The organism is Pedobacter sp., from assembly GCF_965279535.1.
Taxonomy (GTDB): domain Bacteria; phylum Bacteroidota; class Bacteroidia; order Sphingobacteriales; family Sphingobacteriaceae; genus Pedobacter.
On the sequence record NZ_OZ257244.1, the window covers coordinates 3891963 to 3908652 of the forward strand.

The window sequence follows — 16690 nt, forward strand, 5'->3', positions numbered from 1 at the left end:
TTGAACGAAACATCAACCTTTTATGGTTATATCCGTTTGATTGAAGAAAGGTACCATGTTGTAGTTCAGATAAATGTGATATTTTTTTTCGACCAATTTTTCGTTTTCTTATATTGCAGCACCAAACGCTCTATTATGCAAGAAAACGCACTTCAGCCCTCTGCAAATTTTAAGAAAATGGCCACAAAGTCGGTATTAGCCATTGTTTTATTTGTTTTTACTTATCTCATATTAGTTTCATTGGCTTTTGGTTTGACTGCACTTTGTTGCTACATAGGGATATTATTGCTCCTTACACTTAAAGGCTTTACCATTATGTTAGGACTGGGATTGATCTGTTTTGGCTTTCTGATTCTTTATTTTTTGTTAAAGTTTTTATTTACCGATAAGTCGATTGACAGATCTCATTTAAAGGCAATAACGCGAGAACAGCAACCCCTAATCTTTAAATTGATAGATGAAATTGTATTAGAGGTCAAAACAGATTTTCCTAAAAATGTCTATATCTCAGAAGAGGTCAACGCCTCAGTTTTTTATAATTCGAATTTTTGGAGTATGTTTTTTCCGGTAAGAAAAAACCTTCATATTGGTATAGGGCTAATGAATTCGGTAACTGTGGATGAATTGAGGGCCATATTGGCTCACGAATTTGGCCATTTTTCACAAAAAAGCATGAGAGTTGGAAGCTTCGTTCATGTCGTTAATAATATCATATACAATATGTTATACGACAATGAGGGATATGCGAAAGTGGTGAGCAATCTGGCTCAGATTAGTTCTTTCGTAGCTTTATTTGTAATCATAGCTGAAAAAATCGTGCTTGGTATTCAGGCCATACAGCGGAAAGTTTATACCATTGTAAACTTAAATTATCTTGCTTTATCTCGGGAAATGGAATTTCACGCTGATGCTGTTGCGGCTCAGGTAGCAGGTTCCAGGCCTCTTATTACTTCTTTATTACGACTGCAACTGGCAGATTATTCTTTAAATACCCTTTACGATTACTACGGGAAAAAGATAGTTGAAAATAAGAAAGCAGAGAATTTATTCGTTCAGCATTATTTCGTGATGAACTTTTATGCTGAAGCTCAGCGAGCTCCATTCGAATTCGGATTACCGCAGATTACCGAGGAACATACAAAGAAGTTTAATAAGTCGAAACTTATGCTGAAGGATCAGTGGTCTTCACATCCTACTACGGGAGAAAGGATTGCTTGCTTAAAAAAACTTGATAAACCAATAAGGAATCATCAGGAAGGAGTCGCTATTAATTTGCTAGTCGAAAAGGATCAAGTGTTGAGACAAATCACAGAGAATGTTTTCTTAAGGGCAAACTATAGTCAAAAACCTACAAATATTGACCAAAATAATTTTGAAGAAGATTTCTTGGCAGAATTCCATCAGAAGTCCTTTCCCAAGGTGTTTAATGAGTATTTCGATTATAGAAATCCGTATGTTGGATTTAATGAAGATTCTTTTGATGTGGTTAATGAGGATAAAAGAGTGAACTTTTTCGAGCTTTTCAATGATGGCAACCTTGAGATGGTATATGAACGTGATGGAATGACTTACGACCTGCAAATTCTGAAGCAAATTGAATCTGGGGATATTAAGGTTAAGTCGTTTGATTATGATGGGCAAAAATACAGCAACTCTGATTGTTCTAATCTGATTCGGTTTTTGCAAGAAGGGATAGATTCATTAGAGTTGAAATTAACAAATCTGGATAAAAGCATGTTTGAAAATGCTTATGTACTTTCTGTTCATTGTGGTGTAATTGATGAGTTCAAACAACATTATTTAATGTATAAGTCTGTACTCGATAAGTTTGAAAGTCATCAAAAGGTGCATACAGCTATACTTAAAACAGTATCTTTTATGCACACTACTACGCCTTTTAAAATCATTGAGCAGAACTTAATAGCAGTAAAAAATGAAGAGAAAGTTTTCAAGAATCAAATCGAAAGCTTGCTACAAGATCCAATTTATGAAAGTTATTTCACCGCAGAGATTAAAGAAAGATTACTGAAGTTCCTGAACTCCAACTATACTTATTTTTATGATAAGACATATTTTGATATGCAGGTTGATGAACTTTTTTCTGCTATAGATGACTTCGCTTTTGTTGTTTCTGAATCGAATTTTAATGCTAAAAAGAATTTATTAAATTTTCAAGCCAGTTTAACTAATAATATGATGGTATGTAAAGAAGATGCCTGATTGCAGGCACCTTCTAAAGAAAAAATTAATTCAAATCCTGGTTCTTATTAAAAATCTGGGTATCTCTCGTATTTTTCTGGACGGTAATTGCCCCAAATAAAGAGAGTAGAAAGGCAAAGGCGTAAAAGCCTTTTTCACTGGGTAAAAGTGTGGCATTCCACAAACCGATAATCAACAATGTAATGGTGAGGAGTGTTGAAAACCAGCTAATACCATAATAGATTTCCGTTACAGGGATGCCTTCCAGTTTATCGCGAACAGCTTTTTGTAAAGAGATTACGGCAAATAGACCGAACATCAAAACGGTAAAGTAATATCCTTTTTCATTTAAGAGCATATCGGAACGCCACAGGCCTACAATAAAGCCGATCATTCCGATGCCTAATGCAAGCCACGCTGCTGCGATGAATGCATTGGATGGTTTTTGGTTCATGTTTTAGAGGTTTTAATTTAATTCATTAGAAAACGCTAAGTGAAAGCAATTGTTATCAAGCTTAAACGAATTGTGATGACCTAAATCAACTAAAACAAATCAGACCCAATCACTATTTAATAAGTGGATTGTTATATTCGTTAAAGTTGATCCTTATATTCGATTTATGCAAACATTGCTAACCTCAGCGCAAATGCGCCAAGTTGATGAATTTACGATTACACAGCAGCCCATCGCTTCGATAGATTTAATGGAGAAGGCGGCCCGTGCTTTTGTAAAATGCTTTCTCAAAACTGAGTTCAATGCAAGCAAGCGGGTAGCTGTTTTTTGTGGTAAAGGAAATAATGGGGGAGATGGACTAGCCATAGCCCATCTTTTGCTCAACAATGGATACGAAAATGTGAAGGTGTATATTGTTAATTTTAGCACCAAGCAGAGCGATGATTTTACAATAAATTTGCAACGCCTGGATGAATCAAAATGCAAAAAGGTCATCATCAATCACCCAACTGAGCTGAAAAATGTAAAGGCTGACTTAATTATAGATGCAATTCTGGGGTCGGGACTTAATAAGCCGTTAACGGCTGAATATGAAGCGTTAGTTAAATTGATTAACAAATTGCAAAAGAAAGTCTATGCTGTTGATGTACCTACTGGCTTTTTTGCTGAGGGAGCGCTTCCAAAAGATTACAACGGAATAAAAGCATTTAAAACCATCTGTTTTCAAAGGCCAAAAATTAATTTCTTTTTTCCCGAATCTGCAAATGCAACAGCCCTGTATGAGGTTGTGGATATAGCGTTGGAAGAAACCTTCATAGATAATCTCCCAACAGATTTTTACCTTACTGAACATGCTGATATAAGTAAGTTAATTCAGCACCGAAAGCCCTTTACTCATAAGGGAACATATGGGCATGCATTGCTTATAGCCGGTAGTGCTGAAGCGATGGGAGCAGCACTACTTTCTGCAAAAGCCTGTTTACTTACCGGCGCAGGGTTAACAACAGCCTGTATACCAGCCAGTGGATTAACCGCATTGAATAGCGCAGTACCAGAGGTGATGAGCCTGACAAGGGATGAATATACCAGGATTGAAAACCCAACCAAATATAAAGCCATTGCTATTGGACCTGGCTTGGGGATAACTTCCTTAAACGAAAAGCTTTTGGAAAGCTTAATTCTGAGTGCCAGGCCACTGGTAATAGATGCCGATGCCATAAATATTTTGGGTGAACGCCCAGATTTACTCGAAAAATTACCCGCCGGATCAATTATTACGCCACATGTAAAAGAGTTTGATCGCTTATTTGGTGAACACGATACCTGGTGGGAAAGGGTTCAAACAGCAAAGATCTGGTCGAAGAAAAAACAAATTGTTGTAGTTCTTAAAAATCAGTTTTCATTCGTTTGCGTGCCTACAGGGAAGGTTTTAATTAACCCTACAGGAAATCCAGCAATGGCACAAGGCGGAATGGGCGATGTTTTAACAGGTGTTTTATTGGCCTTACTGGCTCAAGGATATACTGCAACAGACGCTGCAGTAGTGGGCTGTTATATTCATGGCCGGGCAGGAGATCATTTGGCTGCTGAACAATTTGTTGTAACCGCCTCGCAACTTGCAGAAAGAGTTCCTTTTGAAATGCGAATATTTGCTGGTAAAGATTGAAGTTCCAGGTAGAATTAATCTCTACATTGTAGTATTGAGTTTCCTAATAAAGAGAAGATAATTATTGAAAACCTTAATTGAAGGATCAGGTCCTGAGGGCTGAACCTTATCCTTTATGAATCAATTAGAAAAGATTATTTTATGCCTCGCAATGATGGTTAAAGGGATTTAAGAAGGTTTTTGTGGCACACTAATAGATTAGGGGTTGATTCTATGTACACAGCCTGAATACTAATTACTATACTAAACCCCACCCATAACGGTAAGTTTATCCATTGTCGGATTTACGCTTCCACCCATAGGTTCGAGGGTAACAGCAAAAGCCTGCGCTTTCTCAATAGCCTGCATTTTTACAAGCGCTTCTCTACCAGTAGAATCGCTGCTTCCGAAAACACCTAAGCTAACAGGTTTACCGTCAACCAGCGCCCAAAGTTGGTATTCGTGTTTAGGATCTGCTTTAGGAAGATCCATCGCTACATAGTTAATTAACACGCTTTTATCCTTTTTATTCCAGTAAACCTTCATTTTTGAAGAAGGGCTATAGGCTTGTCCTTCTAGTCTGATAGTGGCCCATTCCTTACTATCTGCCATGGCGGCAATATTTTCCAGCCCTTGATTTTCAAATTCCATTTTGCTAACTACGCCGGCAAACTTTTGTTTATCCAGGTTTAAACTGGCTATCTGATCATGAGCATCATTTAATTTATTATAAGTGATAAACAGTGCAGCAGTACTCACAATCAATAAAGCAACACAAGCAACTAAAGCATAGCGTAAAACCTTAATGCTTCCGCTACTGCTATCCAAAGGAACAATCCGGGTTTCTTCAACGTATACAGGGGTTGACTGAGTAGCTTGGTTTGCTTCCGTTTCGATATCTGTTAATCCTAATTTTTCAAATAATTTAGATTCGACGTCTGCAGATGGTTCGATAGCGTTTTGGTAAGCATACTGTTCCATAGCCTCCTCAATAGCTGCCAGTTCATCCCTGATTTCTGGATGTTTAGCTGCCATTTCCTCGACTGATAACGCTTCTTCAGGCGATAAATCACCTAAAACGTACAGCTCAAGTACTCCTGATTCGATATATGCTTTTAAATTTTCCACGCTCAATTAAAACTCCTCCTCAATTCTATAATAGCCAATCGGATTCGGGTTTTCACCGTTCCCAAAGGCAAATCTAATTTTTCTGCAGCTTCCACATGTGTGAAGCCTTTATAATAAACCAAGTCTAAAACGTTTTGTAAGTCTGGCTTCAGATTGTCCACAAGTTGTTTAACACCAAGTACATCCGGGTTAAAAGTTACCTTGTTTTGTTCGTCAACGAAACTTACGTTATTTTCAATATCTTGGTTTTTGAGTGAGTTCTTAAAATCTTTAGAACGAAGTTTGTCGATTGAAAGGTTACGGGCAATATTCATCATCCACGTAAATAAACGTCCTTTAGTATTGTCGTAGTGTTTAGCAGATTGCCAGATTTTTACAAAAGTTTCCTGTAAAACATCCTCTGCCAACTCGGTATTGATAATAATACGGGAAATTACCCCAAATAATGCGGAAGAATACATGCTGTACAATGTTTTTAACACCGCAGGATCTTGAGATTGCAGTGCCGAAACAAGTTCAGACTCGGTTAGGGTTAATTTTTTTAATGCACTCACTATTGTTAGCTAAGTTACAATACTGAACACTAAAAGCAAAGAAATGTTTTAGAAAGGCATTCCGGTTGGGAGTGCGTTTTTTAATCACGAGTTAGTTAACTACAAAGCACACGCAATTAAGCCGCAAAGGGCACTATGAAATGAAATGAGCTGAGTGAGGGTTTGAAATTGGGTTTCGTATTATAACCTGCAAACTGCAACTTTATTTAACCTATAATTCATCGAAGAAATACAGCCGGATCAGTTAGGCTATCGTTCCTGAAACTCATAATTCATAACCTGCAACTAATGTTACGCGATTCCATCAATCGGGAAAAGGTGTTTTTCTGCATGATAAGAAGAGCGTACCAAAGGTCCACTTTCTACATACTTCAATCCTTTAGCCAAGCCTACCTCTTTGTACATGGCAAATGTATCAGGGTGAATCCAATCTACCACAGGGTGGTGATTACGGGTTGGCTGTAGGTATTGACCTAAAGTTAAAATGTGAACACCATTAGCAACTAAATCATCCATGGCTTCGAAAATATCCTCTTCAGTTTCGCCTAAGCCCAACATAATGCCTGTTTTAGTTCTTAAACCAAATTCAGAAATTCTTTTCAGGGCTTCTAAACTTCTGTCGTACTTAGCCTGGATGCGTACCTGTCTCGTTAAACGCTTAACGGTTTCCATGTTGTGAGAAACCACTTCTGGTCTTTCTTCTAACACACGGTATAAATTATCCCACTGACCTTTAAAATCGGGGATTAAGGTTTCTAAAGTAGTGATAGGGCTTTCACGGCGAATGGCTTGCAAAGTTTCCGCCCAGATAATAGATCCACCATCCTTCAAATCATCGCGATCTACCGAAGTGATTACACAGTGTTTAACGCCCATTAACTTAACTGAGTTGGCAACCCGGTTAGGCTCATCAACATCAACAGCTAAAGGCCTTCCTGTTGCAACCGCACAAAAAGAACAACTTCTGGTACAGATGTTTCCGAGGATCATGAATGTGGCTGTTCCTGCGCCCCAGCATTCCCCCATATTGGGACAATTACCACTTTCGCAAATGGTATGAAGCTTGTGTGTATCAACCAGGCTACGCACTTGTGCATACTCTTTACCAACAGGTAATTTTACACGTAACCAATCTGGTTTGCGTTTCACTTCGGTTACAGCAGGTACAACAGGTAAATCAATCATGCCACAAAGTTAAGCAATCCTCTTCAAAAGTTTTAACTCTAAAATGTTTGGATGTTGTAATGTTTTATTGAAGCGTTAGGAAAGTATTTTCATTTCGAATATTTTTTGGGATTTGGAGAGATTAAATCCAGTTCTTTCATAAAATACATGGCTTTCTGTTCGGATAACATTACACCTTACTTTTAGCATTTGCACATTAGTTTCTCTGGCCCATTCAATTACCTGAAGAATAAGCTTTTTGCCTATTTGTTTATTTCTATGTGCAGCATCTACCACTAACGCGCCAATTTCAACAAAAGGATCTGATTCTATTCGTACGGTATAGAAAGCATGTGTCCAGCCCACAACTTGTTCATTCGCCATGGCAACAAAAATACAATTACCTGCCATGTTCGCCATCAGTTTAATTCGCTGCAGGGTTTTATTTACATTGGCCGGATAACCCAATTGCTCGGTGAGATTTGCAATTGCAGCAGCATCGCCCAGTCCCATTTTTCTGATTTCGATCATTATAACTGATTTAATTTGATGGACATTATTTTAGTGTTAGCCAAAATAATCGAAAATCTGTATTATTCTAAATACTCCCACCTTTTTTCTCATGTTGTTTTAATGTCTTTTTGGTATTTTTCAGGGCTAATTAAGAGGTTTGGTTCAAAGTTTGCTAATCGTTGGTCAAAATCATAAAAGAATTTTTAATTTTTTGCAATTTTTTTAAGTTTTTGCGCTGAAAATTAGCATCCTTTTTAAAATCATTCTAAATTTGTAACTCCTTTAATATAAGATGACAAAAAAGAAAAAGACAGTTGGTAAAACTGACGCAGATGTAATTTTAATAGGGGCAGGCATCATGAGTGCAACCCTCGGAGTTTTGTTAAAAGAACTAGAACCTAACTTAAGTATTGAGATTTACGAACGCCTTGACATTGCAGCAGCAGAGAGTTCTGATGCCTGGAATAATGCAGGAACGGGTCACTCGGCTTTTTGTGAGTTAAATTATACCCCCGAGAAGAAGGATGGTACAATTGAAACCAAGAAAGCAGTTCAGATCGCAGAACATTTCGAAGTATCTAAGCAGTTTTGGTCTTATCTTGTCGAAAAAGGATTAATCTCTGATCCGGAGAATTTTATCCGCAAAATTCCTCACATGAGTTTTGTATGGGGTAAAAAAAATATAGATTATCTTAAGAAACGTTACGATGCTTTAAAGAAATGCGATCTTTTCGCAGAGATGCAATACACGGAAGATTTGCAAACCGTTGCAGAATGGGCACCATTGATTATGGATGGACGCAAGAAAACGGATAAGGTTGCAGCCACTAAAATGGATATCGGAACGGATGTAAACTTCGGCTCGCTTACCCGCGATATGTTCAATAACCTGAAAGAACAAAGCAATGTAAGTCTTCACTTCAATCATGAAATCCGTGACCTGAAAAAAAATAAAGATGGCAACTGGATTGTTAAGGTTAAAGATTTAGAAAGCAAAGATAAACGCAAACGTGTTGCGAAATTTGTTTTCATCGGCGCTGGTGGTGGCTCGTTGCCATTGTTAGAGAAATCCGATATTCCTGAAGGAAAAGGTTTTGGTGGTTTCCCGGTAAGCGGACAATGGCTGAAATGTACCAACGAAGAGATTATTAAAAAACACCATGCTAAAGTATATGGTAAGGCTGCGGTAGGAGCACCTCCGATGTCTGTACCACATTTAGATACCCGAATGATTAACGGTAAGCAAGCTTTATTGTTTGGACCTTATGCCGGGTTTTCTACTAAGTTTTTAAAGAACGGTTCCTTCCTCGATTTACCAAAATCAATTAAATTTAATAATATCCGTCCGATGATTTCTGCGGGCTTACATAACCTTGATCTTACCAAGTATTTGATTGAGCAGGTAAGACAATCGCCTGAAGACAGATTAGAAGCTTTGAAGGAATACTTACCAACCGCCGAATTAAAAGATTGGGAATTGGAGTATGCCGGCCAAAGGGTTCAGGTAATTAAAAAAGACGAGAAAAAAGGTGGAATCCTGGAATTTGGTACAGAGGTAGTAAGCGCTGCCGATGGCTCTATCGCTGCACTTTTAGGTGCTTCGCCCGGGGCATCTACTGCCGTTTCAATCATGCTTGAATTGCTTACCCGTTGTTTCAAAGAAGATTTGGAAACGCCTGAGTGGCAAGCTAAGATTAAAGAAATTATTCCAACTTATGGTAAAGCGCTTGCCGGTGATGCTCAGCTTTGCAAAGAAACCAGAAACAGAACTTCAAGAGTGCTTAAAATCGATATAGATAAAGCTGTTGAAACGTAAAGTAGAAATTATTGAATAAATGAAGGATAGGATGAGAGAATGGTAGTACGATCGCCAGATATATTCAATCATTCACTCATTAAACAAAAAGGGGATGCAAATTTTGCATCCCCTTTTTGTTAACTTTTGTCAGATTATGCTGCAATAACTTCTGCAACCTCTTCTGCTGAAATATCACTGTGTGAGGCCTCAAGGACACAATCACCATCTTTAATCAATAAAATTTGTGGCGACTGGTGAGCTACCTGAAAAACCTCAGCTATTTGATTCGAAATATCCCTGTAGCTAATTAAATCAAGAAAATAGAGTTTAGTATCAGTCGGAATCACTTCCCAGTTAAACTCAAAGTTTCTTTTTGCCATCATGCTGATTGAGCATCGGGTACTGTGTTTAAAAATAAGACTGAAACCACTTGCTGCCTTGATTTCATCAAGCTGCTCTATTGAAGTTAAATTAACCCAAGTCATAATTCTTTAGTATTGTTATATAGGATAAACATCCACAGAAATATAATGTTCTGCAAATGACCTAAAAATGAAAATCGGAAATCAGTTGGTTAGTTTCTTCTGCGTTTTCCCTCTGGATATGATCCATAAGCAGGGCAAAGTTTTGAAGAGCATGACTCTAAAATGGTAATGGTGCAAAACACCGCCAATAGTAAAATGGCTATTTTTTTCATCTGATATTTATGTTTTGATGCTTGGCTTACCCGGTATAAAAATGAGTTTCACCTGTAAACATGAATTTTAAACCCCTAAGTTACAAATACTTTATTAAAACACAAGGTTAAATATTTGCTGCAAAATCGGCCATTTTGATGGCAGTAATTGCAGCTTCATCTCCTTTATTACCATGTTTACCACCGGCTCTATCTTGTGCCTGCTCTAAGTTATTTGTAGTTAAAACACCAAAAATAACAGGTTTGCTATACTTGATGCCTACATTGGTTAGGCCTTGAGCCACCGCATCACAAATAAAATCAAAGTGCTTCGTATCTCCCTGAATTACACAGCCCAAACAGATTACACCATCTAAGTCATTTCTCTTGCTCAATAAAATTTCAGCACCACCGGTTAACTCAAAACTTCCCGGTACAGGTAATGAAATAATATTTTCTTCCTTCACACCATTATCTAAAAGTGTTTTTAGCGCACCGTTATACAGGGCACCTGTAATATCTGCATTCCATTCGGCTACAATAATTCCGAATTTAAAATTTGCTCCATTAGGAACTGTGGTGTGTGAGAAATCAGAAAGATTCTTTAATTGTGTTGACATGGGGCAAAGATAGCTGTATGAACTTAATGTTGAAAGCGCTGAGTGTTTAAATGTTGTAAGATTTAATCAGGTGAGCTGGATGCCTCCATATGTTGCGCCGATCGGGATGATTTTATCAGCCACCCAAATCTGATTTCGGTCAAATTTGGATATTTTATTCTTCGCCACAATGAAAGCCCTGTGGCAACGAATGAAGTTGTTTTTGGGCAATAGTTCGGACAGATCATTAATGGTAATTCTTGAACTTAGTAGCTTGTCTTTTAATTTAATCTGTGTATAATTTCCGGAGGCTTCCACATAAAGAATGTCTGCCAGCTCTACCTTTATCTGTTCGTAACCATCTTTTACAAAAATGTATTCGCTTTTGGCTTCCTGCTGCTGGTTACGGAGGGTATAAAGTTCCTGTGCTTTGTTGCAGGCTTTTAAAAAACGCGAAAGTGCGAAGGGTTTCAGCAGATAATCAACAGCGTCGAGTTCAAAACTTTGTACCGCATGTTCGGTGTATGCTGTGGTAAATATAACCATGGGCGGGTTGCTCAGGCTTTTTAAAAAGTCGATCCCGCTGATGTCTGGCATTTTGATATCCAAAAAAATGAGATCTACTTTGTTTTGCTGTAAAAAAGTAATGGCATCAAAAGCATTATTAAAAGTATTTACCAGTTCTATAAAAGGCACTTTGGATGCATGAGATTTTATTATCTCGAGCGCAATCGGTTCATCATCTACAGCAATGGCAATCATTTTTTTCGACATTAGGCATTGGAGAATCCTTTACATTCTGCCAATGCCCTAAAGTAATAAAAATCTATGTTTTTAATCCAGTTGTAAGGTCAAATGCACAAAAAACTCATTTGCACTTTCTCTGATAATCAGCTCATGCTTACCATAATAAAGTAGTGATAATCTTTGTTTAACATTCTCAAGGCCAATACCGCTCTTCAATTTTTCAGGGTCGTTGTCCGATTTAATATAAATGCTATTACTCACATCAAAGTAAAGCGTATTTTCTTTAGTTTGAAGGGTGATCTTAATATAAGATGGCTGTTGTAAGCTAATTCCATGTTTAAATGCATTTTCGATGAATGGAATTAACAACATGGGCGTAATCTGCAGGTTATTTAGTTGTTCTTGTATGTGCGTATCTATCCGGATATCTGCTGAACGGGAGGTACGGAGTTTTTGCAGATCTATATAATTGTTAAGGTATTCTACTTCTCTGGTTAAAGAAATTTTGTCCTGGGTATTTTCATGAAGCATAAAGCGCATCATGTCGCCAAGTTTCTGGATCCCCTCACCGGTTCGCTCAGCATTTTCCTGCAAAGCAGTGCCAAACAAAGTATTTAAGGCGTTGAAGAGGAAGTGCGGGTTAATCTGTGATTTTAAGAAATTAAGGTTTGCGTCAGATTTTCCAAGCTCTGTTTTGAGCATTTGGATTTCACTGAACTTTTCAAACTTATGTTTATAAATATACCAGGAAAGTGGTGTGGTAATGCAGATCATGCTTATACCCGTTAAAATTAAGGTGATAGGAATGGCTTCTCCACCTCTCATAAAAGGCACCGTAACTAAGGTGAGCAAGAGGGAAATGATAATGGCAATGCCCACATTACCCCAAAAATACCGTCCAAAGCCTTTAAAATTTTTGCGCAGATTTGGTATAATAAAGTAGATGGAATAGAATGCGAGCAAAATATTTACAGGAGGTGCAATTAACCAGAATACTAAAATTTCCCAGTCAAAACGGGCAGAAAGTACAGCACCAAAAATCATAAATGTAATTAACCAGATTCTGGTAACAGTAAAAATCTCGGGGATGATGTTTTGCGGATGGTTTTTAAGGAAATTGACTTTGTGGAGAAGCTCCATACCGCTTTCGTTAAAATAGGCATATGCATTAAAAAGCATGTAAAGGAAGAAAATATAGGTAAAAGCCTCACCAAAGAAATTATCATAAGCCTGATCCAAAGTGCTGTATTCCAACAAACGATAGGCCTGGGAATAGGTATTGGCCACCATCCAGGTAACGATTGAAATAATGGTAATAATAACTGTAAGGATAATGTTTAAGGCCACATTATTTCTTCTGGCCAGTTGGGGCATAAAGCAGAAGTTGATCAGCAGAAAACTGATGTATAGAATGCTGATTTTGAAAAGTTCTGGTAAAAAGAAGTTTTTAATTACGCTATAATCTACCGCACTTTCACTAAAATGATAATCGTTGGGCGATCCGTAAGTGGTTTGAGAGCAAATGCTGATCAAGGACAGGATGTATAAGGTAGTAGAGATCCAGAATTCGAGCTGATTGATGTTTCTTGTTTTCATTTCGTTAACTATCATGCTACAATTTTACAAAGGCTGGGTTAATCTTTATTTAAAATGTGATGAACGCAGCAGAAAATGTGATGAATGAACATTATGAGCTAATGTTCGTTTGCCTTCGTACTAATATACTCATTCAGATGTTTTTCGTATCTCCCTAATTAGATGCTTATAGATAGTTAATAAGCATAATTTGCTACATAAATTACCTGGAGGATACTTAGAATCTGCTGCAACTGTACTCATTGTTCCTTATTCTTTGTTCCTTGCCCCTTATTCTCCATCTCATTCTTAATATTTACCTTTGGGCTTAAATATTTTTTGACATTACAATCCTTCATTTAAAATGACAGTTTACGGAATACCTAATTGCAATACAGTAAAAAAAGCACTCGATTGGTTAAAAGAAAATCAAATCGCATATGAGTTTCACGATTTTAAAAAGAAAGGTATCAGTGCTGAAAAGCTGAGCGATTGGTCAGGAAAATTTGGTTGGGAAACGGTGCTCAACAGAAAGGGCTTAACCTGGAAGAAACTTTCCAAAGAAGAGCAAACTGCTATCCAGGATCAGGCTGCTGCAATTCAATATCTAATCAATAACACCAGTGCCATTAAACGTCCGATTATAGAAAAAGATGGTCAGGCAATTTTAATAGGATTCGATGCTGACAATTATGCGCAAACACTTGGCTAGTTCAGGTGTTTTATGTTAAAGTTTGTTAAAAGCAAATTTTAAAGGTTAAACCCAATTACTTTTGATTATGTACAAGCTCATCGTTTTTTTATTTTTTGCACTTCCAATTGGCGCCATAGCGCAAACGGTATCTACGGGTATAGTTTACGATTATTCAAAGAAAACCCTTACGCTTCCTGGTGTAGTAGTTAGAAACCTGAGCACAAAACAAACAGTAGCTACCAGCAGTACAGGTAAGTTTACCATCCCGGCAAAGGTTGGAGACCTTTTGGAATTTTCTTTAATGGGGTACCATACCGATACGCTTTACCTGAGTAATTTGCTCGCACGATCCGTTTATTTGCCTGTAAAAAGCACTAACTTAAAGGATGTTGATATTCAGGGCGTAAAAATTAACAAAGAGGTTGCGAACGCATCCGATCCACTGGCAGAAAAATATACGCTCCTAAGTACAGGCGGGAATCTGGGTAGAAAGCGTATGACCGACAAGGTGGGGGGCTTAGGACTTAACCTTGGATATGGAAAATATAAACGCCAGCAACGTAAAGAAGCAGATTTAGAAGAGAGAGAGCAATATTTAGAAGAAATTGATGATAATTTCAGTGAAAAGAATATTACTGAATTAACCAAATTAGAGGGCGAAGATCTAAAACACTTCATGATTATCTATCGTCCTTCGGTAGAGCAGGTAAAGGCAGAACGCCCATATCGTTATACCTATTATATTTCAAGGGCATTTGTAGCCTGGCAAAAACTTACCCCTCAGCAGCGGAAATTGCAAGATTTACCCAAGCTTAAGGCGAACCAATAAAATCTTAAACAGTAACATTGTAAGCACAAACCCATCAGTTTGTGCTTATTTTTTATATTTACGGTTCAAATACAACAAACTTATTAAACATGAAAGTAAATAGATTAATTGCACTGGCTTTAACCTGCTGTGCATTTGGTTTTTCAGCAAGCGCTCAGCAAAGCAGCTCAGCCCCTGTTAGTAATTATAATGCTGCCGAAGCTTTTGGACCTTTATTTTATACGCAAAACGGTAATGAATTTCGCTCAGCAATAGGCTCTCCGGGTCCGAAATACTGGCAAAATAGAGTGGATTATAACATCACAGCCAGTTTAGATGAGGCTAAAAGTACAGTTACAGGAACGGTAACGCTTACGTATAAAAATAATAGTCCTGATAAGTTACCTTATTTATGGTTGCAATTAGATCAAAATACGTTTAAGAAAACTTCTCGCGGATACGCCATTACACCTGCACGCAGTCGGTATGGTGCGCAGGGCGAAAACTTTGAAGGTGGGTATACCATTAGTAATATCAGCGTTGCCCAAAAAGCCGGCGCAGTTAAATTCAGTTCTTTGGTTGAAGATACACGTATGCAAATCCGACTGGATCAGCCTTTGGCAGCTGGTGGTGATGTAGTTACCATTAAAATGGATTATTCTTATGTTGTTCCTAAAGAAGGATCGGATAGAACCGGCCATTTAACAACTAAGAATGGAGAAATTTTTGCTATTGCACAGTGGTTCCCTCGTATGTGCGTTTATGATGATGTCATTGGCTGGAATACTTTGCCGTATTGGGGCGGTGGCGAGTTTTATTGTGAGTATGGTGATATCAATTTCGCCATTACTGCACCTGCCAGCCATATTGTGATGGGTTCTGGAGAGTTGTTAAACCCACAAGAGGTTTTTACTGCCGAGCAATTGAAAAGGTGGAATGAAGCTAAGAATAGCGATAAAACCATTCATATCCGTAGCGAAGCTGAAGTAACTGATCCAAAATCGAGGCCAGCAAAGGATAAATTAACCTGGAAGTTTAAAATCTTAAATGCGCGAGATGCAGCATGGGCTTCATCAAAGTCGTTTGTGCTTGATGCTGCCAGATTTAATTTGCCAAGCGGCAAAAAAGGGTTGGCTGTTTCTGCTCATCCGGTAGAAAGCAATGGTGCAGATGGTTACGGTCGTGGGGTAGAATATGTTAAAACTACTATCGAACATTATTCAACCAAATGGTTTGAATACCCATATCCAATGGCGGTTAACGTTGCCACAAACATTGGTGGAATGGAATATCCCGGCATTGTTTTCTGTGGTTGGAAAGCCAAAAATGGAAGCGCATGGGGGGTAATTGATCACGAATTTGGCCACACCTGGTTCCCAATGATTGTAGGTTCTAACGAACGTAAATATGGCTGGATGGATGAAGGCTTCAATACTTTTATCAACGGAATTTCTTCTGAGAACTTTAACAACGGAGAATACAAACAGGGTGTTACGGATATGCATGCAATAGGTAAGCAGGTAATTGGTAACCCACGTTATGAAAATATCATGCAAATGCCTGATGAAATGATGGAACCTAATATTGGTGTTAACCTTTATTCAAAACCAGGATGGGGACTGGATATTTTAAGAGATCAGGTACTGGGTCAGGACCGTTTCGATTATGCTTTCCGTCAGTACATCAAAAACTGGGCATTTAAACATCCAACACCTTTCGACTTTTTCCGTTCTATGGAAAATGCAGCAGGAGAGGACCTTGCCTGGTTCTGGAGAAGCTGGTTCTTGAACAGCTGGAAAATGGATCAGGCCATTGGTAATGTGCAACCCATTAAAACAAATGGTAACACTACAGGGTATGCCATTCAGGTACTTAACTTAGAGAAAATGCCAATGCCAATCATCCTTCAGGTTAAAACCAAAAGCGGTAAAACTGAAATCGTAAAAGTTCCGGTTGATGCATGGATGAAAAGCAATACCTGGGTAGTACGTTATCCAACAACAGAAGAAGTGGTTTCGGTAACTTTAGACCCAAATAAAGTTCTTCCTGATTCGAATGCAGATAATAATACCTGGACTGCCTCAGGAAATTAATCATTAAAGATTTTAAAAGAGCCATTTGAATTTTCGTGTTCAA

The 16690-nt window shown here is 38.0% G+C and carries 15 protein-coding genes; 6 read left to right on the forward strand and 9 right to left on the reverse strand.

Going from position 1 to position 16690, the window contains the following annotated elements; all coding sequences use genetic code 11:
• The first annotated feature begins 135 nt into the window (after positions 1-135).
• Positions 136-2220 carry a M48 family metalloprotease gene (locus ACQY77_RS15800; RefSeq protein ID WP_421941195.1) on the forward strand — a complete coding sequence of 695 codons (2085 nt, stop codon included), beginning with the start codon at positions 136-138 and terminating at the stop codon, positions 2218-2220.
• A gap of 25 nt (positions 2221-2245) precedes the next feature.
• Here ACQY77_RS15800 and yiaA read toward each other — a convergent pair whose 3' ends face one another.
• Positions 2246-2653 carry an inner membrane protein YiaA gene (gene yiaA / locus ACQY77_RS15805; RefSeq protein ID WP_421941194.1) on the reverse strand — a complete coding sequence of 136 codons (408 nt, stop codon included), beginning with the start codon at positions 2651-2653 and terminating at the stop codon, positions 2246-2248.
• 193 nt (positions 2654-2846) lie between these two features.
• On the opposite strand from yiaA, the gene ACQY77_RS15810 reads away from it, so the two are divergent.
• A complete protein-coding gene (locus ACQY77_RS15810) occupies positions 2847-4319 on the forward strand; it encodes an NAD(P)H-hydrate dehydratase (protein WP_421941193.1) in 1473 nt (490 codons plus the stop codon).
• Positions 4320-4562: 243 nt separating this feature from the next.
• Here ACQY77_RS15810 and ACQY77_RS15815 read toward each other — a convergent pair whose 3' ends face one another.
• The 4 genes from ACQY77_RS15815 to ACQY77_RS15830 form a co-directional block, all read right to left on the reverse strand.
• Complete coding sequence (locus ACQY77_RS15815) at positions 4563-5426, reverse strand: anti-sigma factor (protein WP_421941192.1); 864 nt, start codon at positions 5424-5426, stop codon at positions 4563-4565.
• Positions 5427-5428: 2 nt separating this feature from the next.
• Complete coding sequence (locus ACQY77_RS15820; RefSeq protein ID WP_421941191.1) at positions 5429-5980, reverse strand: RNA polymerase sigma factor; 552 nt, start codon at positions 5978-5980, stop codon at positions 5429-5431.
• Positions 5981-6271: 291 nt separating this feature from the next.
• The gene (gene lipA, locus ACQY77_RS15825; protein ID WP_421941190.1) at positions 6272-7165 is read right to left on the reverse strand and encodes a lipoyl synthase; all 894 of its coding nucleotides are present in this window, start codon (positions 7163-7165) and stop codon (positions 6272-6274) included.
• A 75-nt stretch (positions 7166-7240) separates the two neighbouring features.
• Positions 7241-7675, reverse strand: a complete 435-nt coding sequence (locus tag ACQY77_RS15830; RefSeq protein ID WP_421941189.1) for a GNAT family N-acetyltransferase — start codon at positions 7673-7675, stop codon at positions 7241-7243.
• A 274-nt stretch (positions 7676-7949) separates the two neighbouring features.
• On the opposite strand from ACQY77_RS15830, the gene ACQY77_RS15835 reads away from it, so the two are divergent.
• A complete protein-coding gene (locus tag ACQY77_RS15835) occupies positions 7950-9473 on the forward strand; it encodes a malate:quinone oxidoreductase (protein ID WP_421941188.1) in 1524 nt (507 codons plus the stop codon).
• A gap of 134 nt (positions 9474-9607) precedes the next feature.
• Here ACQY77_RS15835 and ytxJ read toward each other — a convergent pair whose 3' ends face one another.
• From ytxJ to ACQY77_RS15855, 4 genes are all read right to left on the reverse strand, one after another.
• Positions 9608-9940 carry a bacillithiol system redox-active protein YtxJ gene (ytxJ, locus tag ACQY77_RS15840; RefSeq protein WP_421941187.1) on the reverse strand — a complete coding sequence of 111 codons (333 nt, stop codon included), beginning with the start codon at positions 9938-9940 and terminating at the stop codon, positions 9608-9610.
• Positions 9941-10259: 319 nt separating this feature from the next.
• Positions 10260-10751 carry a 6,7-dimethyl-8-ribityllumazine synthase gene (gene ribH, locus ACQY77_RS15845; RefSeq protein ID WP_421941186.1) on the reverse strand — a complete coding sequence of 164 codons (492 nt, stop codon included), beginning with the start codon at positions 10749-10751 and terminating at the stop codon, positions 10260-10262.
• A 66-nt stretch (positions 10752-10817) separates the two neighbouring features.
• Positions 10818-11504: a LytR/AlgR family response regulator transcription factor gene (locus ACQY77_RS15850; RefSeq protein ID WP_421941185.1), complete on the reverse strand. Its 687-nt coding sequence runs from the start codon at positions 11502-11504 to the stop codon at positions 10818-10820.
• Between the two features lie 60 nt (positions 11505-11564).
• On the reverse strand, positions 11565-13088 hold the full coding sequence (locus tag ACQY77_RS15855; RefSeq protein WP_421941184.1) for a sensor histidine kinase: 1524 nt from the start codon (positions 13086-13088) through the stop codon (positions 11565-11567).
• 328 nt (positions 13089-13416) lie between these two features.
• Between ACQY77_RS15855 and ACQY77_RS15860 the strand changes: the two genes are divergently transcribed.
• The 3 genes from ACQY77_RS15860 (at position 13417) to ACQY77_RS15870 (ending at position 16647) form a co-directional block, all read left to right on the forward strand.
• Positions 13417-13764 (forward strand): arsenate reductase, encoded by a 348-nt coding sequence (locus ACQY77_RS15860; RefSeq protein WP_421941183.1) that lies wholly within the window; start codon positions 13417-13419, stop codon positions 13762-13764.
• A gap of 67 nt (positions 13765-13831) precedes the next feature.
• Positions 13832-14575 carry a hypothetical protein gene (locus ACQY77_RS15865; protein ID WP_421941182.1) on the forward strand — a complete coding sequence of 248 codons (744 nt, stop codon included), beginning with the start codon at positions 13832-13834 and terminating at the stop codon, positions 14573-14575.
• Positions 14576-14664: 89 nt separating this feature from the next.
• Positions 14665-16647, forward strand: coding sequence for a M1 family metallopeptidase (locus ACQY77_RS15870; protein ID WP_421941181.1), 1983 nt, complete (start codon positions 14665-14667; stop codon positions 16645-16647).
• Positions 16648-16690: the final 43 nt, after the last annotated feature.